Here is a 25,719-nt window from a genome sequence, read left to right as displayed (position 1 = left end):
TGCTTATTAGCCTGCTGCCCGCCGTGCGTCTTCAAGAGCATCCTCCAGCGATTGCACAAGCGGAATTACAGGCGACCAGCCAAGCGACCGGATCGCGCTGCAGTCTGCAGGCGGAGGCGACTGCGCCGCCGAATCGCCGACGGCAAATTCCAGCGGATATGACGCGAGCGATGTGAAGATGTCCGCAAGCTCCCCCAGCGTCCGCATGACTCCGGAGGCGACAGGATAGATGCCGCCTTTGCCGCCATGGCGAAGCAGCAGCTCGTAAGCGCTCATGGCATCGCGGACATCCAGCAGGTCGCGGGTTTCGCTGCGGGATGACAGTCTCATCGGCTGGGGCCTTGCGCTGCTGCCGGCAGCAGCCTGTTCGACCGCCGCGGTGTAGCGGGCAAGCAGCGAGCACAAGCCGGCGGACCTGCCCGGTCCGATCAGATTCGACGGCTCCGCGACAACGATATCCATTCCGTATAATGCCGACCAGCTCCGCGCCGTCAATACCTGCAGCGTCTTGCTCAAGCTGTACGGGTGGGGTGGCTCAGGTGCTTCCCCCCCGGCTGGCAGCGGGAAGCGAAGCATCGATCCCACCACAAGAACGCGGCAGTTCAGGCTGCCCCTGTCGATCCGCCTGAGCGCTTCCAGCAGATTGACGGTTCCCATCACATTGTTCGCAAGCGTATCGCAGGGATCGCTCCAGGAAGGCCCTACAGCATTCTTGCCAGCCATATGCAGGACATATTGAGGCTGCGCCGCGGCCATGGCAGCGTTCGCCTCCTCGGGCAGCGACAGATCGCCTGACAGAACCTTATCAACATCATCAAGCCAGCGGGGGCCGCCGCCCAGAGGAAGCTGGCGGACAAGCGCTGTCACCTCCCAGCCGGTGGAAGCAAAATAGCGGCAGGCGTGCTCCCCGCAGAATCCGCCCGCGCCCGTTATAAGTAAACGCGGGCGGCTCAATTCTCTGCCATCCATTCTGCCAGCTCCGCAATCATCACGGCAAAACGCGGCGCTTCGTACCGCCAATCCTCTCTTGTGCTTACAAGCGTCCTGTCGATCGTAATCTCGTCATCAGGCAGGATCGTCAGACGCTCCCGGTTGAAGTATTCGCGAAACAGCTTCAGCAGGGTCAGCTTGCTTACCGTCTCGCCAGCCGTCAAATGGATGAGACCGCCGATAGACGGCCGGGCAATCGCGTAGCTGATTGCCTTGGCCAGCTCCAGGGTGGTAACCCCGTTCCACATTACGCGGGCATAGCCGCTGACGGTTCCTTCCTGCTGCAAAAACCACTGCAGCAGGCCGATTCCATTTGCTCTGATCTCCGGTCCGATAATAGAAGTACGGATCGTCAGATGCCGCGAGTGCTCTAATTCGCCAAGCGCTTTGCTCCGGGCGTACACGCTCGTGCCGTCCGTTATGTCCGATTCCCGGTATCCGCCGCTTCTGCCGCTGAATACACAATCCGAGCTGATATGAATCAGCCGGGCATCCGTTTCATCCGCCAGATGTCCCAGCCAGTGCGGCAGCAGGCCGTTCACGGTATAAGCCGTAAGGGGATGGTCTTCCGCATCCTGGTTGAGAATGCCGACGGCGTTGATAATGACATCCGGACGCTGCTTGCGGATGACGGCAGCAACGGCTTCGCCATCTTGAGCATCAAGGAAAATGCCTTCATCTCCATGGATTGGAGATCGGGCCGTATAGACGACCTCGAACCCGCGCTCCATACGGAAGTATCGGACCAGCATATGCCCGGCCATTCCATGCCCGCCGACAATCAGCAGCTTCATGGCAGAAAACCTCCACGCACCAGCATGGTACGGATTTCATCCAGGCTCATCAACGATTGGCTGGAGCTGAAGCTGTTGAATTTGACCGGCACATATTTGCTGTAATGCTCCCTGAGTCCCGGAATATCTATAGTGGGGAGTATGACCAAATAGGCGGTGTCATAGGTAACCGTCGTCGTGCTTTCGTGCTCTGTCAGCAGAATTTCGTGAATTTTCTCGCCCGGGCGAATGCCGGTTTCAATGATATCAGCCTGGATCCCGATCGCATCCATCAGCACTGCCGCCAAATCGACGATCCGGCATGTCGGCATGGTCATCACGAATATTTCGCCTCCCAAACTTTCCCTGGAAGCTTTGAACAACAGCTTGATGGCATCCTCCAGAGTAAGAAAGAAACGGGTCATCCTCTTGTCGGTAATCCGGACCTGATGGCCGGTCTTGATTTGATTCATAAACAGATGCACCACGCTGCCGTTCGTGCCGAGCACATTGCCGCCGCGCACGCAGACGAATGTCGTATCCGAGCGGAGCAGATTGGCATACACGATCAGCTTCTCGCCGATTGCCTTGGTCATTCCGTAGAAATTGGAAGGATTGGCGGCTTTATCGGTTGAAATATAAATGACGCGCTTGACCTTGCTTGCGATCGCCGCTTCAATGACATTTTGCGTGCCGATCACGTTGGTTTTGAGCGCTTCATAGGGCTGATCCTCGCAAACGGGCACATGCTTGAGCGCGGCCAGATGATAAACATAATCCACCTCTTCACACGCGCGGGATAAGGCTTCTTTATCCCGGATATCACCGATGCAGAAGCTTAATCTGGAATCGTCGAAGGCGCGGCTCATCGCCACCTGACTTGATTCGTTGCGGGAAAAAATGATAATTTGCTTTGGCTCTTGCAGAAGAAGCTGACGGATCAGCTCGTATCCCCACGACCCGGTCCCCCCGGTTACCAGGATCCGCTGATTAGTGAACATCCCATTTCCCTCCAAGTACAAATTTGACCACTTTATCGGACACGTCATCCGCCAGATAGCCATCCGGACACTGCCATTTTGGCGGCAGGGCGGTCATAACCACCACCGCTTCTTCCATCCGCGCAGCTTTCAGGCCGCAGACCACATTGCTGCCGCAATCTACGGTTTCGGGCCGCTCGGTCGTCTGACGGATGGTGACCGTCGGCACATGGAACAGACAGCATTCCTCCTGCACGGTCCCGCTGTCCGTTATCGCACAGGCCGCATGCCGTTCCAGCTGAACAAAATCGAAGAATCCGAAAGGCTCAAAGAATTCGACACGCTCATCCATCGCCATTCGTTCATCTCCCTCATCAATACGCGAGCGCGTCCGCGGATGAACGCTGCATATCAGCCGCTTGTCGAACCGCCTGGCGATACGGTTCAAGCCGTCCAGAATGCCCGCTAGCCGCTCCGGGGAATCCACGTTCTCGGCACGATGCGCCGTTACCAGCATATAGCCGCCCGGCGCAAGACCAAGCCGCTCCAATACATCGCTGGCCCCGATCTGCGGCATATAATGGCTGATCACCTCGTGAATCGGATTGCCTGTCAGCACGATCCGCCCGGCAGGGAACCCTTCGCGCAGCAAATTGCCTTTGCTGTATGAGGTGTAAGGCATATTGATCGTGGACACGGCGTCGATAATCTTCCGGTTCTTCTCTTCCGGTACCGACAAGTCATAACAGCGGTTGCCCGCTTCCATGTGTACAACAGGTATTCCCATCCGCTCGGCCATGACGGCGCATAATGCGCTGTTCGTATCGCCAAGCAGCAGCACCACATCAGGCCGGTGCGCATTCAGAATGCCTTCGATCTCCCCGAACATGACGGCTAGCTGCCTGCCCAAGGAGAGCATGCTTTGACTCAGCCTGTAATCCGGCTGCCTGAGTCCAAGCTCTTTGAAGAAAATATCGCTGAGCGAGGGAGAGAAGTTCTGTCCCGTATGCACGAGCACATGCTCCTCAGCCAGCGCGTCCAGCTTTTGAATAATAAGGCTTAGACGTATAATTTCCGGGCGCGTGCCCAAAACCGTTACAACGCGCATTCTGTGATTCACCTTCCCTTTCCCCTGTCCAACGCTTCAGTGCCGCCTGCGCGACCTTGTTATGCCCGCAGCGGATTTTCGGCGGCGCTGCGGACCCACGGTGCGCGTTCTGCGGGCGGCATGCCTGCGCCTTTTTGCAGCAGAGCTTCTTCTTCCCGGGAGCAGCTTTCTTCGCCGCCCTCTCCTGCGCCTTCCGGTTTTCCTTTTGCGGGTGACAGTCGATGCCTTTTTGCTGCTGCGGCCGATGGACATTCCATGCGGAAGTGCCGCAAGCATGGCATCCGGCACCTTTTTCACCTCTTCAAACCGGTAACCCTCCTGAAGGAAGGCCTCTTCCGAAGCAAAGGGCCGCAGGATGCCGTCCTCAAGCAAATAAACCGTTCCCGCCGTTCCCATTACAACCTGTTTCTTCACCGGTGAAAACCCGGCGAGCAAGTCAATAAGCTTACGGATCCGCTCCCTGTACGCGGCTATGCCAAAAGCCGATACCGCCATTCTGGCGTTGCGCTCCCCGACGACCGCACGCTCCATTTCGTCGCCGAGCAGGCCGCTGACCTTCTGGAACAATCCATCCACATTGCCGGTCTCGACAATATAGCGGCTATTGCCTGTGGCATTGGCGATTTCAGCCAATCCGCCGGAGCCGTACACCACAACCGGCTTGCCGAACACCATTCCTTCCAAAGCTGTCATTCCGAAGCCTTCCGGAGTCATGCTTGGCACAACAAGCACATCCATTGCGGGATAAATCGTTTCGATCTGCTCCTCGAAACGGATCCATCTGAATCGGTCTATCACATTTTGTTCCCGGGCAAGGTTCAGACATTGTTCGAAATAATCGGTGTCCACCGGATTGCCGACAATCAGAAATACCGCCTTTCCGAAACGCTGCGCCACCGCCACCGCCATAAGCACAAAGTGCTCAAGTCCTTTGGCCGAGAAGATGGAAGACGAGATATAACCGACCAGCCTTTGATCATCTGCAATGCCAAGCTGCCTGCGGCGGCTCATGCGATGTCCGCGCCAGGTATCCTCGGCAAGCTCGGAATGCTGCCAGGAAGGCGGGATGAGTTTTGATTTTGGCAGCATCTCGGCCGTCCGCAGCGGAGCGAGCGCGGTCTCGGATATACCGACGATGCAATCGGAATATTGCCCGATTACGGCTGCGGCCGCAGGAGTATCCGGCGTCTGCCGCATCGCCTCCATAATCGTCCAGACCACAGGAATTCCCAGGAATTTGGCGGCCATTGCAGGAAGGGCGTGAACACATGTATTGGTCAGAACGATATCAGGCCGCTCGCGGTTGATAAGGCTGAACAGCTCCTGCCATGCTCCTCCCTGCTGTTCCATCCGGATATCCCCCTGAAAATGAGGAAGGGCCAAATAGAGCGAAACGACCAGCGGAACATCCTGGACTACCACCGGTATGCCAAGCGATCTGGCCTGCTGCGCAATGACCCCGTCTACCGGTACAACCAGCGTGCACGCGTAGCTCGGAAGCAGTTCGCGTATCATGAATATGAGGAGCTTCTCTGCTCCGGTCACATATTGCTGGCTGCAAATATGCGAGAAGATCAGCATTTTTGGTTTTGTATGTTTCACGCGCGATTGCCGTACCCGTTCCGCGGAACGAATACGTGTTCACCTCCTTCAACCCATCGAACCTTGGTTCTACAATATATTTAGGGGGCCTTTCAATCGGCACGACACTTAGACCCATTCCATACGCACAAATATGACCGTTTCCCCATCCGAATTTGTCCTTAATGAGCAAGCGCCCATCCGTTACTTGCGAAGCTTACAATGTTGTCAGGTCGCCGACAAATCCTTCATTTGCCGGGGGAGGATCCGGGAACAGGATCCCCAGCATCATATCGAGGCGATGCACGTACGTATGCTCAGTCATTGTCCGATACATCCCGCGTATGGCGATTTCCCGGCGTTCATCCTCGTGGTGCAAATAATATTCAATCTTGTCCACCATCTCCTGCGGGGAAGAATAGGTCACAATGTCGACCCCTGGCGTATAGAAGGAACCCAGATCGCTCCGGATATCGGTAAGCTGCAGTGCAGCGCAGGCCGATATTTCGAAGGTCCGCGGATTGGGTGAAACGGCTGTCACTGCAGCGCTGTTGTTATTGAATGTCTCGTCATCATGCGCGCGGTGCATATTAATAACGATCTTCGCTCCGTTATAGGTGTCCGCTGTTTCGCCGGGACCCATCCAGCGTCCAAGCTCGATATGTTTGGACATGAGTTTAAAATCCTTCAATCTTTCCCACCAAATGCCGGAGATCAGGGTATCCTTGGTGGCCAAATACCGGGTAATCTGATCAAAAAAGGCTAGCCGGTTCACATAAGCCGAACCTACGAAGCAAATCTCATGACGTTGAGTGAGCTTCGGATTGCGCGGTCTGAATTCCGCCGGGTAAGCCCCAAGCGGCAAATAATACACGCGTGGGCAGCCGAGATTGCGGTACATCTCCACGCAGTTCAGCTCCAATGTAAATACTTCATCGAAATGGAGGGACAAGGGTCCGGTAATGTCGGTGTAATAAGGATCATCCGTGAACCAGATTGCCGTCCGGATGCCGGCACGGCGCATCTCATCCGCATGGTATACATTGAACTGCAGCCCATCCAGCACAATAACGAGATCAGGTCTCAGCTGCTTGGCGATATCGGATACCGGTTCTGTGGAATTGGTAACGGATAATTGGCCGACCATGGATCTTAAAGTATTCGCGATCGCTTCATCCAGCGGCGAGTACGGAAAGCCTTTACCCGTTGCAACGAACAGGACATGAATAGGCCTTACCCCGATTACGCGTTCCGTCCGCTTTAATACCGACTCGCATTGTCCGAACCAATAGCCATGATCAAAGCCTTGCCTGAAGGCCCTCTCCCTGCGGGCTTTATCTTGTATCAGCAGGTTTTTCCCCCTGCGGACTTTATCTTGAATCAGCAAGCTTTTCCGGTCGTTTCTCCTTTTGCGAAAAGAAGCCGCCACCTGCTTCACTCCTCTCTCCACGCATATGCGCTTGTTGTATTTACCATTGCAGCGTCGCCGCAAGCTGCTGAATGCGCGAAACAAATGTGTGCTCCACAAGAGTCCTGCGCAGCCCCCGCAGCGCAACTTCACGCCGCTGGTCTTCATGGGTTAAATAATAAGCCAGCTTAGTATGCAGCTCTTCCGGATTTGCAAATGTCTCAATTTCGCTGCCGGGGTTATAGTAGCGCGGCAGATCCTCGCGCAAATCTGTCAGCTGCAGCGTCCCGCAAGCAGAAATTTCATAGGTGCGGGGGTTAATGGACCGTCCTGGCAGATTAAGCGAGTTTTTGTTGTCGGAGCCTGAAACGGTCGTACGATGAAGGTTGATGACGATCTTGGCGCCGTTGTAGTAACGGATCGACTCCTCTACCGGCAGCCAGCCCATGCGAATAACATGCTTCAAGCGGTCATAGTTCTTCAGCCGGGACCACAGGCCGCCCGCAATGAACACGCGCTGTTTGCTCAAAAAAGGCGCGATGGCGTCGAAGGTCTCCACCCGGTTCCAGAAGGCCTGCCCGATAAAACAGATGTCGCTGCGGTATTTATCCTCTACCTGCTGCGGCTTGAACCACCCCGCATACACTGCCAGCGGCATATAATGAACGCTGGGACATCCCAGCTGCCGGTAAATTTCGACGGTACTGAGCTCATGGGTCAGCACAACATCATAACGGGGAGCGATCAGAATCGTGTCCGCCGTCATGTAAGGATCGTCCGCGAACCAGATCAAGGTTCGCACCCCAAGCTCCCTGACGGCAGCGACCTGCTCCAGATGATCATCCGGAAACACGTGCATGCCATTTAACACAAACATCCAATCCGGCCTCAGCAGAGCGGCCTGTTCCGCCATTCGCCCCGGTTCTGATACATGCAGCTCGCGGACGGTTAAGCTGAGCGCTTCGATAATTCCCTGGTCGATGGATTCGAAGCCTTGCGGTATATAGAGGACTCGCACATCATGCTTAATCGGGGAAGGCGGCTGAATATGGCTTGCAAGCGACTCACAGGCGCCATCCCTCAATCCCTGCCTGTAGCCGTCGGCGTAACCCTTATGGGCATGCCGGGACTTGACTTGTTTCTTCGTATACATGACGCACGCTCCTGCCTTGTTTCTGTGGGAACTACCATCATATATATGCGGCTGACCCGCAAGGCTCATGGTCACTTGTCCTCCGCCGCTGTAAAATTGGCGTATGACCTGCCAGACGTTAGCGGATAGATGTTTACTCCAAGCAGAAAAAGGCGTTATGACGGCGGCAAGTACCGTTCATAACACCTGATTGCAAACATAGTATAATTATGGAAGGCGAAACACATATTATAAGGGAATTTTCAATCTAGAGGAGGGTACGATTATTCATTTCTCTAAGAAGATAGTGGAGCCTATTCCCGAGGAACAAACGTCGATATGGACATGCACAAACGAAGAATGCTCCTGTTGGATGAGAGATAATTTCTCGTTCGGCGAAGAGCCGGCATGCCCCATCTGCAATTCCACCATGACCAGTGAAATCAGGCTGCTTCCCGTCCTCTCCAATGGGGCCAAAAAAGGATTTCAGTAATGGCGACTGTCAGGCTCCCTCAACCGGCTGAGCCATTTGAATGCGCTGGATGAAAGTCACGGCAGCAGCGGTGAGCGGCACATCCTTCAAGGTCGCAAGGCCGATTCCTCTTGGAGGAATCGGTTTTTTCAGCTGGATCTCATGAAGCTGGCCTGTGTGCAGCTCGCCGGTGATGAACGTTTTGACAACATATGCGATTCCAAGTCCCCTTCTGGCAAACTCCACTAACAAATCGACGCTCCCAAGCTCAATCTCCGGTATGACCTGCCTCCCCTGCCGCTCCGCAAAGTGATCCAGATAGCTCCTGGTTGCGCTCCCCTTCTCCAGCAGCATGAGCGGGTACTCCATCAACTCCTCCCAGGCCATCGGTCTCGCCGCTAAATGCCTGAACGCCTCTCCTGCTATAAAGCAGTCCTCAATCCGCATCAATTCCCGGACTTCCACCGCCTTGTCCGACGCCGGCATATTCACAATGCCCAGATCGATTTCCCCCTGCTTCAACAGTGTCATCGTCTCAGCCGTCGTCCGGTTGGTGACCTGAATTTTAATGGATGGGTACGCTTCATGGAAAGCCGCCAGATGCGGCAGCAGAACATGCTTGCACAGCGTATCTCCGGCCCCGATTTTGATTTCGCCTTCCGCAAGCTGATGCATACCGGCAATTCTCCGTTCGCCGTTCTGGATGAAATTGTAGGCCTGGGCGATATATTGGTACAATGCCTCTCCCTCAGCCGTAAGTTTAACGCCCCTCGAGGTCCGAAAGAAGAGCTGGCCGCCCAGCTGCGCTTCCAGCTGTTTGATCGTCTGGGTAACCGCCGGCTGGGTGATGAACAATTCTGCCGCCGCCTTGGACAAGCTGCCTGTCTTTGCCGTGAAATAAAACACGCGATACCATTCCAGATTTTGTATCATCCCATTATCCATCCTTATATCAGATATTATTAATATTAATTTTATTAATAGTATAACTCAACTTACAATAGGGATAGAAAGCAAATCTCTTAGAAGGATGTGGGTATATGAGTGTTACGGCGGTGGTCGGTGCCAATTGGGGCGACGAAGGCAAGGGGAAAATGACCGATGCGCTTGCGGCAGAAGCGCGCTATGTGGTCCGCTATCAGGGGGGCAGCAATGCAGGACATACCATTATTAACAAATACGGCAAATTCGCGCTGCGCATGCTCCCCTCCGGCGTGTTTTATGACACGGTCACCAATGTCATTGGTCCGGGGGTGGCGCTCAATATCTCCGATCTGTTCCGGGAGCTGGAAGCTTTGACAGCAAGAGGCGTTCCGGAGCCCAACCTGCGTATTTCCGACCGTGCGCAGATTGTGCTTCCCTACCATAAACAACTCGACGAATTGGAAGAGCAGCGGCTGGGCGACCGTAAATTCGGGTCCACCCGGTCCGGAATTGCGCCGTTCTATGCGGATAAAGCGGCAAAGCTGGGCATCCAGACGGCGGATTTATTTCATCGCGGCAGGCTGATGGGCAGACTGGAAGCTGCGCTCACACCCAAAAATGTTCTTCTGGAGCATCTGTATCGGGAACCGCAGCTGAGAGCGGCGGATATGCTGGAGGATTTAATCAGGCTCGGGGAAAAGCTCCGGCCATATGTATGCGACACGACAGAGCTGCTTCATCGCGCAGTTTCCCAAGGAGAGACGATTGTCGCAGAGGGCCAGCTCGGGGCTCTTCGCGATCCGGATCACGGCATCTATCCATATTCCACATCATCCTCTACGTTAGCCGGCTATGCTTCAGTAGGCGCCGGTTTGCCGCCGCATGCGATAACGCGGATCGCAGCCGTCACGAAAGCTTATTCCAGCTCCGTAGGCGAAGGACCTTTCACAGCGGAAATTGACGGGCAGATTGCCCATGAGCTGCGGCAGCGGGGCGGCGACGCGGGAGAGTACGGAGTCAACACCGGACGGCCCAGACGAATGGGATGGTTCGACGCGGTAGCGACCCGTTACGGCTGCATGCTGCAAGGGGCAACGGAAGCCGCGCTCACCAATCTGGATGTGCTCGGTTTCCTCGATGACATTCCGGTATGCGCCGCATACGAAATAGAGGGCACGCAGACAACCCGTTTCCCTGTGTCGGCAAGGCTTGAACAGGCAAAGCCTGTTCTTGAAACGCTGCCTGGCTGGAAATCGGATATATCCTCCATTCGCGAGTTTGACCGGCTTCCCCTGCAGGCGCAGAATTACGTCCTCTACCTGGAGCACTTGATTGGCGTACCGGTCCGCTATATATCCGTCGGCCCCCGCAGAGAACAGCTGATTGAACGCTAATCCTTGAGGATGGAGTCAATCGATGTTGTTCCATATGTCTCTACCGCGCTGCGAAGTATCTGGAAATAATGTCGAGCACGCCGTCGCGGGCCTGCCGGAATTGTTGATACCGATGGCCATTCGCCCCAGAAGGGTGTGGAAATCCCCACAGGCATTGCCCTTCCCCAATCAGCCCGCTGTTTACGACAGAGCGGAACAGTTCTTCGACTGTCCGTCCCAAAGGAATAAACAGGGGCCGCTGCCGATTGAGCTGCAGGATTTCCTCCCCGATGAATTGGAGCGCATACGGCCGCAGGTATGCTGACGTCATGAGCGGAGGCTGATGGCCGGTATAGTTCCTGCCCTGTACGAACACAGGATACCGTAGCACCGAGGTGGTATGGAGGAGCTGACATCCCGGAGCAAACAGCGATTCCACATCGGGAAGTCCCGCATAATGGTGAAGTCCAAGGTCTCTCAGCATTTGAAGCAGGTTCCTGCGCATGGAGCCCGCGAATCTGGCGGCCGCCTTCGCATGACTGAACGCCTCTTCCTCCGTAAATCCCTGCCCGAACGCCTGCTTCAATGTCCGGTAGGCAATCTCCATCTGCCGCCAGCCGGGAGTAATCCCTGCAATAACAATGCCTGCCGATGGATTTATGAGTTCATTATGGGGCGCATAATAGATCTCGATATCCCCATGCCGGTCGAACAATAAGCCCTCGATGAGCAAATCCTCGCGGCTGTAGCTGTTTTTCGGGGGAAGATCTTGTATGGCCTTCTTAAAGCGCTTATAATCCTCTGATTCTATCAAGGCTTCTATCCCTTTTCCTGAGTTCTTTATCTGATTATAGCAAAATTCAGCCTGTTAATCCCTTCAACAGCCTGTTTCCCGGCACCCCGACACGCAAATTGCCCTGCCCTTGTTCAACAAGGTGCAGGGCAATTCTTCTTCAACCGCGAATCGGAAGCCATATGCGTTAGTCTATGGCTGCTGCTCGTAGGCAAGCTGATGTCCATCCTCGAATCCTTTGGCAAATCCGGCGCTATAGCCTTCGTTATAGGACTGGTCGTAAGATGCGTTGAACGCGTTCTTACCTGCAGGAGCAGTCCGTCTGCGCGTCCTTCTGCGGTTAATTCCTTTTCCCGTCTGCCTGAGAGACTTTTTCTTCGGTTTGATAGCTGTTCCGCTTCGGGCAACAGACCGTTTCTTGAGCTTGCCGGCCATCCCCTTACGCGGAGCCCGCTGCTTTCCGGGCCTGCCTGCCGCAGCCTGCCTCAGCTTATTCTTACGTGCTGGTATGCTCACATCTTTCTCCTCCCGTTTCATGTCAGCCTAGCTTTGATCCGGATTGCCGGCTGCTCCTGGCAGCAGACCTTCCCGCAGCCAAGGCCTGCCAGGTTTCCCCTGCTTCGGCCGCCGCAGCCGGACAAGACCCACAGTCTCGGCAATGGACAGCTGCATGGCGGTAAGTGATCGCATATTTTCGGAAATGGACTTCGCCATTCCGGGAGAATACTCGGAAATACCCGCAACACTATCCAATATACGGGCAATTGCCTGTTGACTGTTCGCAATGGAACGGATCAGCTCAAGCCGGGCCTCCCATTCTTTTTGAAGGAGACTCATCAGTCCCTGTCTCCAATATCGAAGCCCCCGCCAAATCCGCCGCCAAATCCGCCGCCGCTATCCTGATCGTGACGCAGCGCGGCCTTCAAGACATTCGCCATGCCTTGATTCAGCTTCGTCAGACCGTCAATCACTTCGATAAGCTGCTCATGTACAAGCAAGGTTTCCTTCAACTGCTCTTCCTGCTCCGTAAATGCATCGGGCGTGACGTGATTGCACAGCCAGCTTCGCACCTTCTCCGCTTCGACCGCTTTTGCTTCAAGAATCATCGCCACATTCCACTGCATCTTGGCGGAGGCATCGAGCATTCGCGCATACGCCGTTTCACGACTCAAAGCCCGCACTCTCCTTTGGCTCCGCCCTTATTCCTCATCCTCGCCGCCCAGTTCCTTCATAACGGTTGTCAAGGTTGCAGCCATCGTTTCCTGAAGTTCGGCAATACTGTTCAAATAAGCAACAATGCTCTTGCTCACTGATTGGGATTGCTCCATCAGCTCGCTCACCCCGCCGAAATTCGGATGCTGATCCGGCAGCGCATGCACGATCTGCGCCATCCGCACCACCACATGCCGCTCTGCCTCCATGACGCGCGCCATCTGATCGTGGGAACGGGACATATGCTCAATCATTTCCGTTACAATATGCTGCATATTTCGCTGTCCCTCCACTCCCTACAGCATATGCTCATAATTCGAGCATGATACTGCCATGAATATCGCTCTTCCCATGTAAAACGTTACAGATGCGGAGCTACCCGCGCCGGGGCAATGACAGGCAAGCCCTTCGTCAGCTGCTCAAGCTCATGGGCAGCCGGCAGCTGCTGCTGCGGCTTCAATGCCAGCCCCCATGCTTCCGCCGCTGCCATACTGACCACCCTGCGCAAGGATCCCTCTTCCACCACATAAATCCATCCGTCCGCTGCCTTGAATGTCAGGCCGTCCGGGAACGGCTCCTCTGCGTCGAAATAACCATGCCAGCGGGCTTCCACCTCTTGCGCGGATATTCCCTCGCCTATGGGCCAGCGCAGGAGATCCACCTGGGACAGACGGGTAATCGGCAAAGCAAGTTCGCCCGCGACCGGTCTACGCACTCCCCGTTCGATCCAGTACAGCGTTTCACTGACTCCGCGGGCAACGACCTGCTGCGGGAAAAAGGCTTTTTCACCCACTGGCTGCTGTACCGCCAATCCTGTACGTTCCCGATGAAGGGGCAGCATTTCTCTCACTTGATGAACAAGATCATGGGGATTTCCCCACTTCTCCATATAGAACTGCATATTGTGATTATTGATTTTGGCCAAATTCTCCCCAAGGCCCTTCATGCTGACACTGCCGTAATGATGAATGAAGGTATCGCGTGCGATTACAAGCGAATATCCCTGCAGACGAACGCGGATATTGTAGTCGTCGTCCTCGAAGTTTCCGATCTCAAATCCTTCGTCCAGAAACCCGGTCCGCTCCCACAGCTCGCGGCGAAACAGCAGGCAGAATCCGGTCAAGCGGTCTGTGAACTGCCATTTTCCAGGATCGGAAACGTTATAATGCTGTGCGAAACGGGGCATGTCGCTAACATGCAAATAAGGCACCTCAATACGCTGGTCACCGCTTATATAATTGGTTACCGGACCGACCATCCCGATTTTCGGATCGCTGTCGAGACACTTGAGCATGTTGCTCAACCAGCGCTCGGTAACAATCGTATCGTTGTTAAGGAGCAGCATCGTTGTCCCCTTCGCCATCATCATGCCGATATTAACGGCGCCGGCGAACCCCCGGTTCGACTCCAGAACCCGGTAACGGACCGCGCTGTCCGTTTTCCGCAGAAATTCCGCTGTTCCGTCCTCCGATGCATTGTCAACCACAATGATTTCAAAAGGCAGATCGGTGTGCTCGCCAATACTCTCGATGCACTTCTTCAAATACTCCACTTGATTGTAGCTGGGAATTATAATGCTTGTTCCCTCGAACAGCGATTTGAAGCTATCGAGTCCCGAGCGCAAGCCTTGCTCGTATCCGGCTTTGTGACCTTCCGGATACCCGCGCAGACTGCGTTTGGCGGATCTTCTGCCCGCCCTCCGCCTGTACATCTGCGTATGCCGTCTCTTCCGAATCATCAGCCTACGTCACTCCCGTTTTTCAAAGCGTCACTTTCCCTTTGATGATGGCATCGGCCATATGTCCAAAATCCAGCGCCACCTTGCCCTGCTCCGCTGCAATTCGCCAGCATAAAACAACTGCCGGAATCCCTGCCGAAACCAGAGCAAGATCAAAAACGGCATGATGCGCCTCATCCATCACCCGGTCAATATCGGCAAACCCTTTAACCGGGCTGATCATGCCCGAAACCAGCAGTCCGTGACGGGTCAGCGTCTCCGCGAGTTCGGGGGCGGCGTTGCCAATAACAAGCAGTCTTTGCCCTGTCAGCAGACGGGTCAGCAGTCCGGCCTGATACAAGCCGTAATTAATCGTGGAATGGGTCATCCGCAATGCGCCAGGATCAATACCGTGACCGCGCATAACCGGATAAAGCAGCGGTTGAAAATGTTTTCGCCGCGATAACGGGACGCCGACGATCTGCGCATGCCGGATAGCCTGGGCCAGCTGGTCACGCGCGCCTATATCGGGCGGCTGAACGCCTGCGTAGGGGAGAAATTCCCCTTCCTGCTTGACAATCCTGGCGTTGTAAACCACGTCCTGCGACAGGGCCAGCAGTTCTCCGTCTCCAAGCCGTACAACCGCACAAGGCGAGTTCGACGCCAAAGCCTGCATCATCTGCTCGAATACCTCATGCACATCCATCAGCCGATGGCACTGCGGTTTCAGCTGTTCGACCCCTAAAGCTATGACCTCCTGCAGTGTGACATCCGGAAGGAGCATATTTTGCGGCACTGCATTCTCCAGCCACTTCTCTCCGCCATCATACTGGCCGCTTTCAAATCCTCTGTTATATGCCTGCTCGGCAGTCTCCGGGACGTCCTCCGGCGTATGCTTCCCGAATTGATCCTTCTGGCCGGGCAATCCCGCCGTTCTTCGATTCAGGCGTTTGGAACGGGTACGAATCCCCAATCTTGTCCGCTTCCTGGATGCAGAGCTTTTCTTGATGGCCCGGCCGCGAATGCGGGGACGGCCTGCTCCCGAGCCTGAAGCCGGCTGCTTCCCCGTTCTTGGAGCTTTCACCGGACGATGTACGCTCTCAGCCGCCGAAACCGGCACCCGGCGATCCTGACGGACCGGACCCGTTGTCTTGTTCAGGAGGGGCTTTCCTGCCCGGCCGCCACCGCTCATGGTACAGTTCCCATAAGCTTGATTGACGCTTCCTGCAGGGACTCGAAGGTTCCGGCATCGGTCCACCAGCCGTTCATCCGGCTATGCCGAAGCATGCCTTTGCTTGCATAAGCGTTGTTCACATCCGTGATTTCCAGCTCGCCCCGCTGAGAAGGCGCCTGCTCATGGATTAATGTAAATACGGATGCATCAAATAAGTAAATGCCCGTCACGCAAAAGTCGGTTTGCGGCTGTTCCGGCTTTTCTTCGATTCGTTCAATCCTGCCTTTCGCATCAAAGACAGGGACGCCGTAACGCTCCGGATCCGGAACCTGCTTGAGCAGCACCATCGCGCCTTCTGACTGCTTCGCGAAGGCCTCCAGATGGGGCTTTAGCGGCTCCTCGAACAAATTGTCGCCGAGCAGGACCAGGAATTTGTCTTCGCTGCCGACAAATGGCTGTGCAAGCTCCAGCGCCTGGGCGATCCCGCCCGCCTGCTCCTGAATGCGATAGGTCAGGGATATCCCGTAATCACGCCCGCTGCCCAAGAAATCTGTAAACATTCCCGCCGCCTCGCGTCCTGTGACGAGCAGAATATCGGTTATGCCCGCTTCTCTCAATTTGATCAGGCTGTAGCATATCATCGGAAGCCTGCCAACCGGCAGCAAATGTTTATTCATCAGTTTGGTCAGCGGAAAAAGCCGCGTTCCCGTTCCGCCAGCCAAGATAACAGCTCTCAAAATTATGACCTCCTAAAGCGTTTTTGTAAGAAAACGCTGCTTCGTAAGCATACGCCCGTTTTTCGTAAGAAAAACCGACATCGTAAGCATTCACAAGCTAGATAAATATGCCGGGATCGACCTGCCACTTGTCGATGAATCGCTGCCGATTTTGTTCGACAAGCCGCTGCAGCTCCATGCTGTCGCCCCGCTTGAAGCTTGCGCTGCCCTGGTGGTGAACAAACACATTCCGGCACATCAATAAGCTGTACCCGCTCATCCGGGCCCGAAAGCAATAGTCATCGTCCTCGTAATGGCCTGGCGAAAATCTCTCGTCCAGCTCGCCGATACGCTCGTAAAGCGCGCGCCCGAACAGCATGCAAAAGCCCACAAGCCGATGAACAGGCTGCACTTGCTCGCCTGTCTGGGTCAGCACTTCCTTGGCGACGCGATGGAACTCGTTCATGGAGTGAAAAGGGTAATCCACCTGCTGCTTCCCGCTGGCATAATTCGTCACGGGACCGACGATGCCGATGTTCCCGTCGCTGTTAAGCGCCTGCAGCAAAGCTGCCAGCCAGCCGTGCGAAACGGTTATGTCATTGTTCAGCAGCATCAGGCAATCGCCGCGCGCAAACCGAAGCCCCTTATTGCAGGCCATAGGGAAACCGGTGTTGCGGGGTAAGGAGATAAAGGCGAGCTGCTCCTGGAGACACCACCCACTCGTACCGTCGGTTGAACCATTATCCACGATAATAATCTCGTAAGGAGTATCCTGCTGGCTAGTATAAGAACGGATGGACGCCACCGCCTGCTGGACCAGCTCAAGTCCGTTATAAGTCGGTATCACAATGCTCGTAAGCTTCATCAGCCTGCACCTCCAACCGCCCCGCGGCGTCTGGACCGGTCGGGATGAAGCAGCCGGTTCCCGTTCAGAGCCATAGCCGCCTTCAATGCGGCAAGATGCGCGTATGCGTCATGTTTATTCGCTGCGTGAAGACCATCAGCGCGTCTGTTCCCGCTGCCGGCCCTGCCCTTGCTTACATTGCGGCAGACTGCAATATTCAGACGGTGATGGATTGCGGCTTGCTGGGCAACCGGCGGCAGCGCGAGCGAGGCCTCTCCAACCAGTCTCAGCGCTTTTGCCGACCAGGCGCATGGCAGCTCCTGATTGGAATTGGCCAGCAAATCCGGACGGCCCAATGACAGGTTGACGAAAGCCTTCACGCGCGACAGCTCATCCCAATCCCGGAATAAACCCAGAGAATCGGATGTATCGCTGAGCGCAACATCGGCGCCGCTATCCACTGCCGCTAGAAGAGGCGCCAGACGCTCAGCCGGTATCGGAACATGGCCGTCGCAGAACAGGATGGAATCCGTCCGCAGCAGCCTGGCGCCTATGGAGCGCCCCATATCGCGTTCGAGCATCGTTCCTGCATGCACAATGGTGATGCCCGGCATTTGGCTGAGCGTGTGATAATCGCCTCCAGCCGCATCCTCAAGCACAACAATGATTTCCTGCAGCGGCAAACGAATCAGCTCCTGCAGCGATGCAGGCTCGGCTGCCATCCCTCTTCCGACAAGGACGACTGCAGCAGCTGAGCCCTGCAGCGGTACGGGCAGCCAGCTCTGCCTGTTTAAACGGAGTCCATCCATATATCCATCCGCATACGCTTTTCCCTGCAGCAGCAGGCTTTTGCTCAAGCTGCCATTCAGCCGGTGTCGGCGCGACCAGCTCTCGTTCAGTCTCAGCCTCAGCTCATCGGATTGCGGGATGGCTCCTGCTTCCCGCAGCAAAGCAGCATCGCGCAAGCCAGCGGTATAGGAGGCGCCTTGATTGGCTGAGGACCGTTTTACTGGCTTTGCGCCGCGTGCGCGTCTCCTACCTCCCGGGGATGAACGGGTACGAATCTTCCGAAAGGAGGGCTTGCGTTTGATTCCGGCTGCTGCCGGTTTCGCCTTTCGCATATACTCACCTTGCCTTCTCCCGATTTTGCTGCCAGAGCGTGAAGCCGCCAAAGCTGTCCGTCTGCCGCATCAGCCAATCAATAGCCTCCAGATGATCTCCGACAATCAGATGCTCTAGCGGATTAAGTCTTTCCCGGCGCGTACGTTGCAGATTCAGTTTCCCCACGTTAACAGGATGTACGGCGCGGACGGTAAGCCCAAGCTGCACCGCTTTGGCATGCGCTAATGGGGGGACTGACAGCGAATCTGCGCCAATCACTTCAAGAGCATGCCGGCTTATCGCATGAGGCACCGCTGTCATCGAGGTTCCTCTCAGCTCCGGTCTTCCCAGCAGGGAATTAAGCGCATGTTTGGCAAGAACAACGCTGTGGACGACCTGTTTGCGGATTGGGCCGGAATAATCGTTGAGCGCCACGTCAACGCCTCCATCCAGAACTGCGTGAATGTACGGCTTGAGCGCCGCACTGCTAATGACCATATCCCCGTCGATAAAGAGCAGCACCCGCCCCTTTGCGGCAGACGCTCCTACACCGCGTCCTACATCATGACCCAGCGGCTCAGAGAATTCGATCACATGGGCTCCATTACGCCGGGCTATTGCGGCCGAACCATCCGTCGATCCATTCGCAACCACAATGATCTCCACCTGGGGATGAGTTCGTTTTGCCTCCTGAATCACACGGGCAATTGAGCGGCGTTCATTCATGACCGGAATAATAACGGAGACGACCGGTTCCGCCCCGGCAGCCGCACGGGTAACAATTGAATTGGCGCTTCCTTCAATCGGTGTAAATGGTTCTATACTTTCCGGATGGCGATCCACAGGCTTCAAGGCTGCCCTGCTGCGCTGCAAGCTTCGGCTGCGCTTGGACAATCCTGCGGGACGTGGCCGAAACTTCGTTGTCCTGCTCTTGGTCGGAATCTTACGGAACCCGGCGTAACCCGACGCTCTGCGCTTGGCGGCAGTCCTGACCGCGCCGGACCCGGACGGCTTCTTCCCCCCGGCTGGCGCAGTGCCTGTAGCGGGACGCCTTCCCGCGATCTTTGCCTTTACCTTCACCTTTACCTTGCGTGCGGGACGGGTGGCCTGTGTTCCTGCTTTCCCATTCCGGCTGGAATGCAAGGAGACCCGCTTCAATTGAACAGTATCCATTTCCATGGACATTGCCGGCGATATTAATCGGGAACCCGGGTTCTTCCTTGAAGGCTGATTGCCTATATTCACCACAGCTGCGCGGTATTGCATGTCTTTGCTAACCCAAAAAGGATTCCTGATTCTGATCACCTCTTCGTCAATTGCGCTTTGTTCGTGGATGCAAGACAAAGACAGTCCTTTTACAACTTATTGTATGGACGCGTAAGGTCAAGAGGCACGGCTGTTGTACGTGAGACACCGGCCTTTCAGGTCTGATTTGGAGAAAGCCGGACAAGTCCTCAACCGCAGCCGGCATGGAAAAGTCCGACACCCGTTTATTTGTAAGTGTCGGACTTCTTTAATCAAAAATTTTATATCTTTGACACGGTAAGAAGGAGCATCATAATCGGATGATCGCGATCCTGGCATCGGATATTGGAACTATTTGCTGCCTATGGCAATCCAATTGATGAATCCGACGGGCTCGGGGGAGATTCGCGTGCGCACGACAGTCAGTTCTGCGCTGTCAGCCTTTTTTGATTTTATTGTCGCATAGCAGGACAGCTGATCGGCCGTAGCAACCAGAACGTAGACATCGCTTGCGAACGGTTGGTCGAATGTAACGGTCAGCTCCAACTGCTCGCCCTGCCCTGCAAAATTGTAAGGAATCAATCCGAATTGCTGACAGATTGCCGGACTGACCTGCTCGGCTGGAAGCTGTTCGGAGGCTGAGGGATTCACATCCGGGATCAGGGATGCCAACACATCCGGAGCGAAATGCTTCACAGTAAGCGTCCCGGGCGCAACTTTATCCCCTGTCACGGCCTCGTCGCACAGCAGGTCGCTTTCAATGGAGCCGGCAATAATATTTGCCGTTGTAATGGATCCAGGCGCGATTTTACCCAGTGTTACGGCTCCTGCTTGCAGCTGTTCCTGACCGACCGCTTCAGCCGCCAGCTTCTCGCTTGTAACTGCTCCTGCTGCCAGTGCTTCCGTAGTGACAGCCCCGGGAGCCAGCTTCTCGTTCGTTACCGATCCCGCTGCCAGCTTTGTCGCGGTAACTGCGCCTGCTTGCAGCTGTTCCTGACCGACCGCTTCAGCCGCCAGCTTCTCGCTTGTAACTGCTCCTGCTGCCAGTGCTTCCGTAATGACAGCCCCGGGAGCCAGCTTCTCGTTCGTCACCGATCCCGCTGCCAGCTTTGTCGAGGTAACTGCGCCTTCCGCGAGCTTCGCTTCCGTCACTGCGCCTGCTTGCAGCTGTTCCTGACCGACCGCTTCAGCCGCCAGCTTCTCGCTTGTAACTGCCCCTGTTGCCAGTGCTTCCGTAATGACAGCCTCGGGAGCCAGCTTCTCGCTTGTCACCGATCCCGCTGCCAGCTTTGTCGCGGTAACTGCGCCTTCCGCGAGCTTCGCTTCCGTCACCGCGCCTGCTTGCAGCTGTTCCTGACCGACCGCTTCAGCCGCCAGCTTCTCGCTTGTGACTGCTCCTGCTGCCAATGCTTCCGTAATGACAGCCCCGGGAGCTAGCTTCTCGTTCGTCACCGATCCCGCTGCCAGCTTTGTCGCGGTAACTGCGCCTTCCGCGAGCTTCGCTTCCGTCACTGCGCCTGCTTGCAGCTGTTCCTGACCGACCGCTTCAGCCGCCAGCTTCGCGTTTGTGACTGCTCCTGCTGCCAGTGCTTCCGTAATGACAGCCTCGGGAGCAAGCTTCTCGTTCGTCACCGATCCCGCTGCCAGCTTTGTCGCGGTAACTGCGCCTTCCGCGAGCTTCGCTTCCGTCACCGCGCCTGCTTGCAGCTGTTCCTGACCAACCGCTTCAGCCGCCAGCTTCGCGTTTGTGACTGCTCCTGCTGCCAATGCTTCCGTAATGACAGCCTCGGGAGCAAACTTCTCGTTCGTCACCGATCCCGCTGCCAGCTTTGTCGCGGTAACTGCGCCTTCCGCGAGCTTCGCTTCCGTCACCGCACCGTCTCTCAACACATCGGTGCCCACTGCCTTTGCCGCCAGCTTCACGCCCGTCACCGCGCCGTCTATCAGCTTGTCGGAGCCCACTGCCTTTGCCGCCAGCTTCACGCCCGTCACCGCGCCGTCTACCAGCGCATCGGAGCCCACTGCCTTTGCGGCCAGCTTCGCGCCCGTCACCGCACCGTCTATCAGCTTGCCGGTGCCTACTGCCTTCGCGGCCAGCTTCGCTTCAGTCACCGTACCATCCACCAGCGCCTCGGTGCCCACTGCCTTCGCGGCCAGCTTCGCTCCCGTCACCGCACCATCTGTCAACGCATCGGTGCCAATTGCTCCTGCGGCCAGCTTCGCTCCCGTCACCGCACCATCTGTCAGCGCTTCGGTGCCAATTGCTCCTGCTGCCAGTTTTGCTCCCGTCACCGCGCCATCTATCAGCGCTTTGGTGCCTACTGCTTTTGCAGCCAGCTTCACTCCTGTCACTGCGCCATCCACCAGTGAATAGGTACCCACTGCTTCTGCAGCCAGCTTTGCTCCCGTCACCGAACCATCCACCAGCGAATAGGTACCGACTGCTTCTGCTGCCAGCTTCGCTTCCGTCACCGCACCGTCTACCAGCGCATCGGTGCCCACTGCTCCTGCTGCCAGCTTCGCTCCTGTCACCGCACCGTCTATCAGTTTGTCGGTGCCAACTGCCTTCACTGCCAGCTTCGCTTCGGTCACCGCACCATCCACAAGCGTATCAGTGCGCACTGCTTCTGCTGCCAGCTTCACTCCCGTCACCGCACCATCCACAAGCGCTTCGGTGCCTACTGCTCCTGCTGCCAGCTTCACTCCTGTCACCGCGCCATCAATCAGCGCATCGGTGCCCACTGCTCCTGCTGCCAGCTTCACTCCCGTCACCGCACCGTCTATCAGCTTGTCGGTGCCAACTGCCTTCACTGCCAGCTTCGCTTCGGTCACCGTGCCATCCACCAGCGCATCGGTGCCCACTGCTCCTGCTGCCAGCTTTGCTCCCGTCACTGCGCCATCTGTCAGCACATCGGTGCCCACTGCTCCTGCTGCCAGCTTTGCTCCCGTCACTGCGCCATTTATCAACGCATCGGTGCCCACTGCTTCTGCTGCCAGCTTTGCTCCCGTCACCGCACCGTCTTTCAGTGCTTCTCTGCCGACAGCATCAGCCGTCAGATGCTCCGTTGCAATGCTGCCTTTCTCCAGATGAGCGGAGCCGATCGTCCCGAGCTTGATTTTACTGCCAGGCAGAATGCCATCAGGCGCCTTTTCGAAGGATAACAGCTCCGAAGACAGATGACTTTGCGTGATGGACCCTTTCCGCAAATGATAGCCCTGAATGGACTCTGCCTTCAAATGCTTGCCGGCAATGCTCTCCAACTGGATATGCTCACTATTAACCGATACAAGAGCCAGTTTATCCGCGCTTACCGCACCATCAGCCAGCTGATCCATTCCTACGGCTTGAGGAGCCAGATGCTGCTGCTTGATGCTGCCTTTCTTCAGATGCGTGCTTCCGATAAGCGAACCTGCCAGATGAACGGATTCAATAGCGCCTTTCCCCACATGTCGGCTGAGCACCGCCCCTTCCTTCAAAGCCTGTGAACTGACAACGCCGTCCTGCAAATGATGGCTTCCGACGCTTCCCGCGGCCAGCTTCTCCTCCGTCACCGCATCTTTGCCAAGATGACGCTCACGAACACTTTCGTTGCCCAGATGAACGCCAAGCACGGACTCCTCAGCCAAATGCCTGCTTCTTATCGCTTCGTTGGACAGATGATCGCTTTCAACCGCCCCGGCAGCCAGCTTTTTACCGGTTACTGCGCCTTCAGCAAGCGTATCGCTGGCAATAATGGCTTTTCCCAGATGAAAATCCTGCACGGCCCCCGTGCTGATATGCTCGGCTCCGATAAGCCCCGGGACGAGATGGGCGCTGCCGATGGATTGCAGGGTAATCTTCTCACCGGTCAATGCATGCGGCGCCAGCTTTGCTGCCGTGACGCTGTTGTCCGCGAGCTTCGCCGATGTCACTGCCCCATCCGTCAGTTTATCCGTCGAAACACTCTCGGGAGAAAGCTTGAGCGCGTTCACCACATGATCGGCCAGATGATGCGAGAATACGGACCCGGCGGCAAGATGCTTACCCGACACCGATCCGCCGGCAAGCTTCGTTGAAATGACCGCGCCATCCCGCAGAGCTTCAGCGGCAACGGATTGCTCCGACATATGCTCCGCCCGTATTAATCCGGGCTGCAGATGAGCCGAGCCAACCGCCCCTGCCGAAATCGCTTCTTCCGATACAGAGCTCTGCGACATATGATGAGCGCGGACAGCCTCCGGCGCGATCTTGTCGAAGCTGACCGACTCATCGTTCAGATGCCGGGTATCCACCGCCAGATCGGCAATTTTCCCGCCGCTGACACTGGCTGCGGCCAGCTTGCTCCCGCTTACCGAGCCGGCAGCCAGATGCTCTCCGCTTACTGCCTCATTGCTGATATGGCTATGCTGAACGGCCTTGGCCGCCAGCTTCTGCTTCGTCACCGAGCCATCCGCCAAGTGCGCCGAGGCCACACTTCCCTCAATAAGCTGCTTGCCTCCAACCGTATTGGCTGACAGATGATGCTCCTCAATACTGCCCGTTGCGATTTTATCCGAGCTGACACTTGAGCGCCCGAGATGACGGCCATGAACGGCATCATCCGATAATTTGGGGGCAGTAATGCTTTGATCGGCGAGCTTGGATGCTGTTATTGAATGATCGACCAGCTTTATAGTGGAAATGGACATATCGGCAATTTTCGGAGACGTCACCGCCAAATCAGCAATATGCTGTGAACCGACCTCATTGTCCCCGATGTGGACGGCGCTTACGGCGCCTTCCTGCAGTTGGAGCGGTCCCACCGCGCTTGGCGCGATTGCCTGCTCGGTTACGGCTCCTTGCCCCAGTTGTTTGGTTTCCACCGCGCCTTCGGCTATGTGGTTTGCGTCGATTTCTCCCGGGGCCAGATGCTTTCCCAGCAATACACCTGCCGCTACATGTTCAGCGAGCAGCAGCCCAGGCTTGAGATGCGCCGATTCAACGGCGCCTAACGCGATTTTCTCACTGGTAACCGCCTGGTCGCGAAGCTTGGATCGGGTAACGGACCCATCGGCTATTTTGGATGTATGAATGGCATCGTTCGCTATGCTCTCCGTCCGGATGGCTCCGCTTCTAAGCTTGCTTGACGTTACGGATTGATCATCCAGAAGCTCGGTTGTAATGACGAACGGCTTCAGATGCTTAGCCTCGATGGATCCTTCCGCCAGCTTGTCGGCACTGATTGTCCGGTCCCCCAGTTTTACAGAGGTTACGCTGCCGTCACGTAATTTTTCACCGGTGATGGAACGATCCCGTATTTTGGAGCCGGATATGGCATTGCGTGTGAGATGATCGCTCAAGATGGATTCCGGAGCGATCTTGGAGCCTATAATCGCCCCATCGGCAATTTTAATGCTTTCGACGGCAAAATCCGCAATCGATTGCGTATGAACAGCGCCCGGTTTTATCCGGGTTGCTTCAACAGCTCCGGGTGCAAGCTTATCCGTGGTGATTGCCTCATCGGCAAGATCGTCGGTAAAGATGAAGGGAGTGGAGGAATCCGGAAGCCGCTTCTCTTCCACCCGCTCCTCCTTGCTTAGTATAACGGCCAGGCTGGCCTCCTTAGCCTCCACGGCCGCGGTGACCTCTGCGTCTTTGGCTTTGTCTGCCTCTTTGGGAGCCGGTCCCGGGATATCCGCCACCGCTGCCGGTGCCGGCTGGCCCCCTGTATCGGCTGCCTGCTGCTCCTGCTCTACGGCAATTCCCGGTTCAGGAGACGGCTCCAGGACGGGTCGCTGCTCCTCTGCTGCGGTTTCACTTGTTCCAGCCGGTACCGGACCATCTGCCGTCCCGGCTTCCAGTTCCTCCACGGCCATAGCATTGACCTTAACAATTTTCTTCTCTGGCTCCTCTGGCGTACGCGGCTTGTTTTTCCTCAATTTTTCGATCCATTTCAATTCCGAAGTGTTCGGATTATCAACATAAAATAACGGTTTTCGTCCCTTGGGACTCTTTCCCTTGCTGTTCTTAGCCATAGCCCTCTCCTTCTTCCACCTGAAATGTCATAGGTATCATATGCATTCACCCATAGGCAGGTCACTTGATCGGAGACATTATCAGCCAAAAGCAGCAGAAATCAGGTTATAAAATCGCAAAAACAGGAAGAACCGGCTGTCGCCTTCAAACAAAAAAACGGCTAACGCCCAGGTTCAGGCGC

22 protein-coding genes are annotated in these 25,719 nt (G+C 56.0%); 2 read left to right on the top strand and 20 right to left on the bottom strand.

Annotated elements, in window-relative coordinates:
* Positions 1 to 6: 6 nt before the first annotated feature.
* The 7 genes from AC0YOB_RS09260 to AC0YOB_RS09230 all read right to left on the bottom strand — a co-directional run bounded on the left by AC0YOB_RS09260 (position 7) and on the right by AC0YOB_RS09230 (position 7,993).
* The gene (locus tag AC0YOB_RS09260) at positions 7 to 969 is read right to left on the bottom strand and encodes an NAD-dependent epimerase/dehydratase family protein (protein ID WP_475792595.1); all 963 of its coding nucleotides are present in this window, start codon (positions 967 to 969) and stop codon (positions 7 to 9) included.
* Positions 951 to 1,784, bottom strand: coding sequence for a dTDP-4-dehydrorhamnose reductase family protein (locus tag AC0YOB_RS09255; RefSeq protein ID WP_475769176.1), 834 nt, complete (start codon positions 1,782 to 1,784; stop codon positions 951 to 953). The genes AC0YOB_RS09260 and AC0YOB_RS09255 overlap by 19 nt, the downstream gene beginning before the upstream one ends.
* Positions 1,781 to 2,764, bottom strand: a complete 984-nt coding sequence (locus AC0YOB_RS09250) for a polysaccharide biosynthesis protein (RefSeq protein WP_475792594.1) — start codon at positions 2,762 to 2,764, stop codon at positions 1,781 to 1,783. The genes AC0YOB_RS09255 and AC0YOB_RS09250 overlap by 4 nt, the downstream gene beginning before the upstream one ends.
* Positions 2,754 to 3,851, bottom strand: a complete 1,098-nt coding sequence (gene wecB, locus AC0YOB_RS09245; protein WP_475792989.1) for a non-hydrolyzing UDP-N-acetylglucosamine 2-epimerase — start codon at positions 3,849 to 3,851, stop codon at positions 2,754 to 2,756. The genes AC0YOB_RS09250 and wecB overlap by 11 nt, the downstream gene beginning before the upstream one ends.
* A 36-nt stretch (positions 3,852 to 3,887) precedes the next feature.
* Positions 3,888 to 5,453 carry a glycosyltransferase family 4 protein gene (locus AC0YOB_RS09240; RefSeq protein ID WP_475792593.1) on the bottom strand — a complete coding sequence of 522 codons (1,566 nt, stop codon included), beginning with the start codon at positions 5,451 to 5,453 and terminating at the stop codon, positions 3,888 to 3,890.
* Positions 5,454 to 5,649: 196 nt separating this feature from the next.
* On the bottom strand, positions 5,650 to 6,861 hold the full coding sequence (locus AC0YOB_RS09235) for a CgeB family protein (RefSeq protein ID WP_475792592.1): 1,212 nt from the start codon (positions 6,859 to 6,861) through the stop codon (positions 5,650 to 5,652).
* Between the two features lie 40 nt (positions 6,862 to 6,901).
* On the bottom strand, positions 6,902 to 7,993 hold the full coding sequence (locus AC0YOB_RS09230; protein WP_475792591.1) for a CgeB family protein: 1,092 nt from the start codon (positions 7,991 to 7,993) through the stop codon (positions 6,902 to 6,904).
* A gap of 238 nt (positions 7,994 to 8,231) precedes the next feature.
* Here AC0YOB_RS09230 and AC0YOB_RS09225 point away from each other — a divergent pair, with 238 nt between their 5' ends.
* Complete coding sequence (locus tag AC0YOB_RS09225; RefSeq protein ID WP_379219636.1) at positions 8,232 to 8,465, top strand: cold-shock protein; 234 nt, start codon at positions 8,232 to 8,234, stop codon at positions 8,463 to 8,465.
* A gap of 9 nt (positions 8,466 to 8,474) precedes the next feature.
* Here AC0YOB_RS09225 and AC0YOB_RS09220 read toward each other — a convergent pair whose 3' ends face one another.
* Complete coding sequence (locus AC0YOB_RS09220) at positions 8,475 to 9,377, bottom strand: LysR family transcriptional regulator (RefSeq protein WP_475792590.1); 903 nt, start codon at positions 9,375 to 9,377, stop codon at positions 8,475 to 8,477.
* A gap of 107 nt (positions 9,378 to 9,484) precedes the next feature.
* On the opposite strand from AC0YOB_RS09220, the gene AC0YOB_RS09215 reads away from it, so the two are divergent.
* Entirely contained in the window at positions 9,485 to 10,762 is a 1,278-nt protein-coding gene (locus AC0YOB_RS09215; protein ID WP_475792589.1) for an adenylosuccinate synthase, read from the top strand.
* Between the two features lie 40 nt (positions 10,763 to 10,802).
* Here AC0YOB_RS09215 and AC0YOB_RS09210 read toward each other — a convergent pair whose 3' ends face one another.
* The 12 genes from AC0YOB_RS09210 to AC0YOB_RS09155 form a co-directional block, all read right to left on the bottom strand.
* Positions 10,803 to 11,555, bottom strand: a complete 753-nt coding sequence (locus AC0YOB_RS09210) for a hypothetical protein (RefSeq protein WP_475792588.1) — start codon at positions 11,553 to 11,555, stop codon at positions 10,803 to 10,805.
* Positions 11,556 to 11,726: 171 nt separating this feature from the next.
* Complete coding sequence (locus AC0YOB_RS09205) at positions 11,727 to 12,050, bottom strand: hypothetical protein (RefSeq protein WP_475792587.1); 324 nt, start codon at positions 12,048 to 12,050, stop codon at positions 11,727 to 11,729.
* Positions 12,051 to 12,077: 27 nt separating this feature from the next.
* Positions 12,078 to 12,371 (bottom strand): hypothetical protein, encoded by a 294-nt coding sequence (locus AC0YOB_RS09200; protein WP_475792586.1) that lies wholly within the window; start codon positions 12,369 to 12,371, stop codon positions 12,078 to 12,080.
* The gene (locus AC0YOB_RS09195; RefSeq protein WP_475792585.1) at positions 12,371 to 12,706 is read right to left on the bottom strand and encodes an alpha-helical endospore appendage domain-containing protein; all 336 of its coding nucleotides are present in this window, start codon (positions 12,704 to 12,706) and stop codon (positions 12,371 to 12,373) included. Before AC0YOB_RS09195 ends, AC0YOB_RS09200 begins: the two co-directional genes overlap by 1 nt.
* Before the next feature lie 27 nt (positions 12,707 to 12,733).
* Positions 12,734 to 13,021, bottom strand: a complete 288-nt coding sequence (locus tag AC0YOB_RS09190) for a nucleoside-diphosphate sugar epimerase (RefSeq protein ID WP_475792584.1) — start codon at positions 13,019 to 13,021, stop codon at positions 12,734 to 12,736.
* Positions 13,022 to 13,107: 86 nt separating this feature from the next.
* Complete coding sequence (locus tag AC0YOB_RS09185; RefSeq protein WP_475792583.1) at positions 13,108 to 14,484, bottom strand: glycosyltransferase family 2 protein; 1,377 nt, start codon at positions 14,482 to 14,484, stop codon at positions 13,108 to 13,110.
* Positions 14,485 to 14,506: 22 nt separating this feature from the next.
* Positions 14,507 to 15,655 carry a GT-D fold domain-containing protein gene (locus AC0YOB_RS09180; RefSeq protein ID WP_475792582.1) on the bottom strand — a complete coding sequence of 383 codons (1,149 nt, stop codon included), beginning with the start codon at positions 15,653 to 15,655 and terminating at the stop codon, positions 14,507 to 14,509.
* Positions 15,652 to 16,374, bottom strand: a complete 723-nt coding sequence (locus tag AC0YOB_RS09175; RefSeq protein WP_210037222.1) for a sugar phosphate nucleotidyltransferase — start codon at positions 16,372 to 16,374, stop codon at positions 15,652 to 15,654. Before AC0YOB_RS09175 ends, AC0YOB_RS09180 begins: the two co-directional genes overlap by 4 nt.
* 97 nt (positions 16,375 to 16,471) lie before the next feature.
* Positions 16,472 to 17,218: a glycosyltransferase family 2 protein gene (locus tag AC0YOB_RS09170; protein ID WP_475792581.1), complete on the bottom strand. Its 747-nt coding sequence runs from the start codon at positions 17,216 to 17,218 to the stop codon at positions 16,472 to 16,474.
* Complete coding sequence (locus tag AC0YOB_RS09165) at positions 17,218 to 18,318, bottom strand: hypothetical protein (RefSeq protein WP_475792580.1); 1,101 nt, start codon at positions 18,316 to 18,318, stop codon at positions 17,218 to 17,220. Before AC0YOB_RS09165 ends, AC0YOB_RS09170 begins: the two co-directional genes overlap by 1 nt.
* 4 nt (positions 18,319 to 18,322) lie before the next feature.
* Entirely contained in the window at positions 18,323 to 19,477 is a 1,155-nt protein-coding gene (locus AC0YOB_RS09160) for a glycosyltransferase family 2 protein (RefSeq protein ID WP_475792579.1), read from the bottom strand.
* Between the two features lie 417 nt (positions 19,478 to 19,894).
* Complete coding sequence (locus tag AC0YOB_RS09155) at positions 19,895 to 25,537, bottom strand: WIAG-tail domain (protein WP_475792578.1); 5,643 nt, start codon at positions 25,535 to 25,537, stop codon at positions 19,895 to 19,897.
* Positions 25,538 to 25,719: the final 182 nt, after the last annotated feature.

This window comes from Paenibacillus sp. JT31N17, assembly GCF_056269255.1.
Note: the sequence above shows the minus strand (reverse complement) of the source record. Positions and strands in the feature narration are given on the sequence as shown.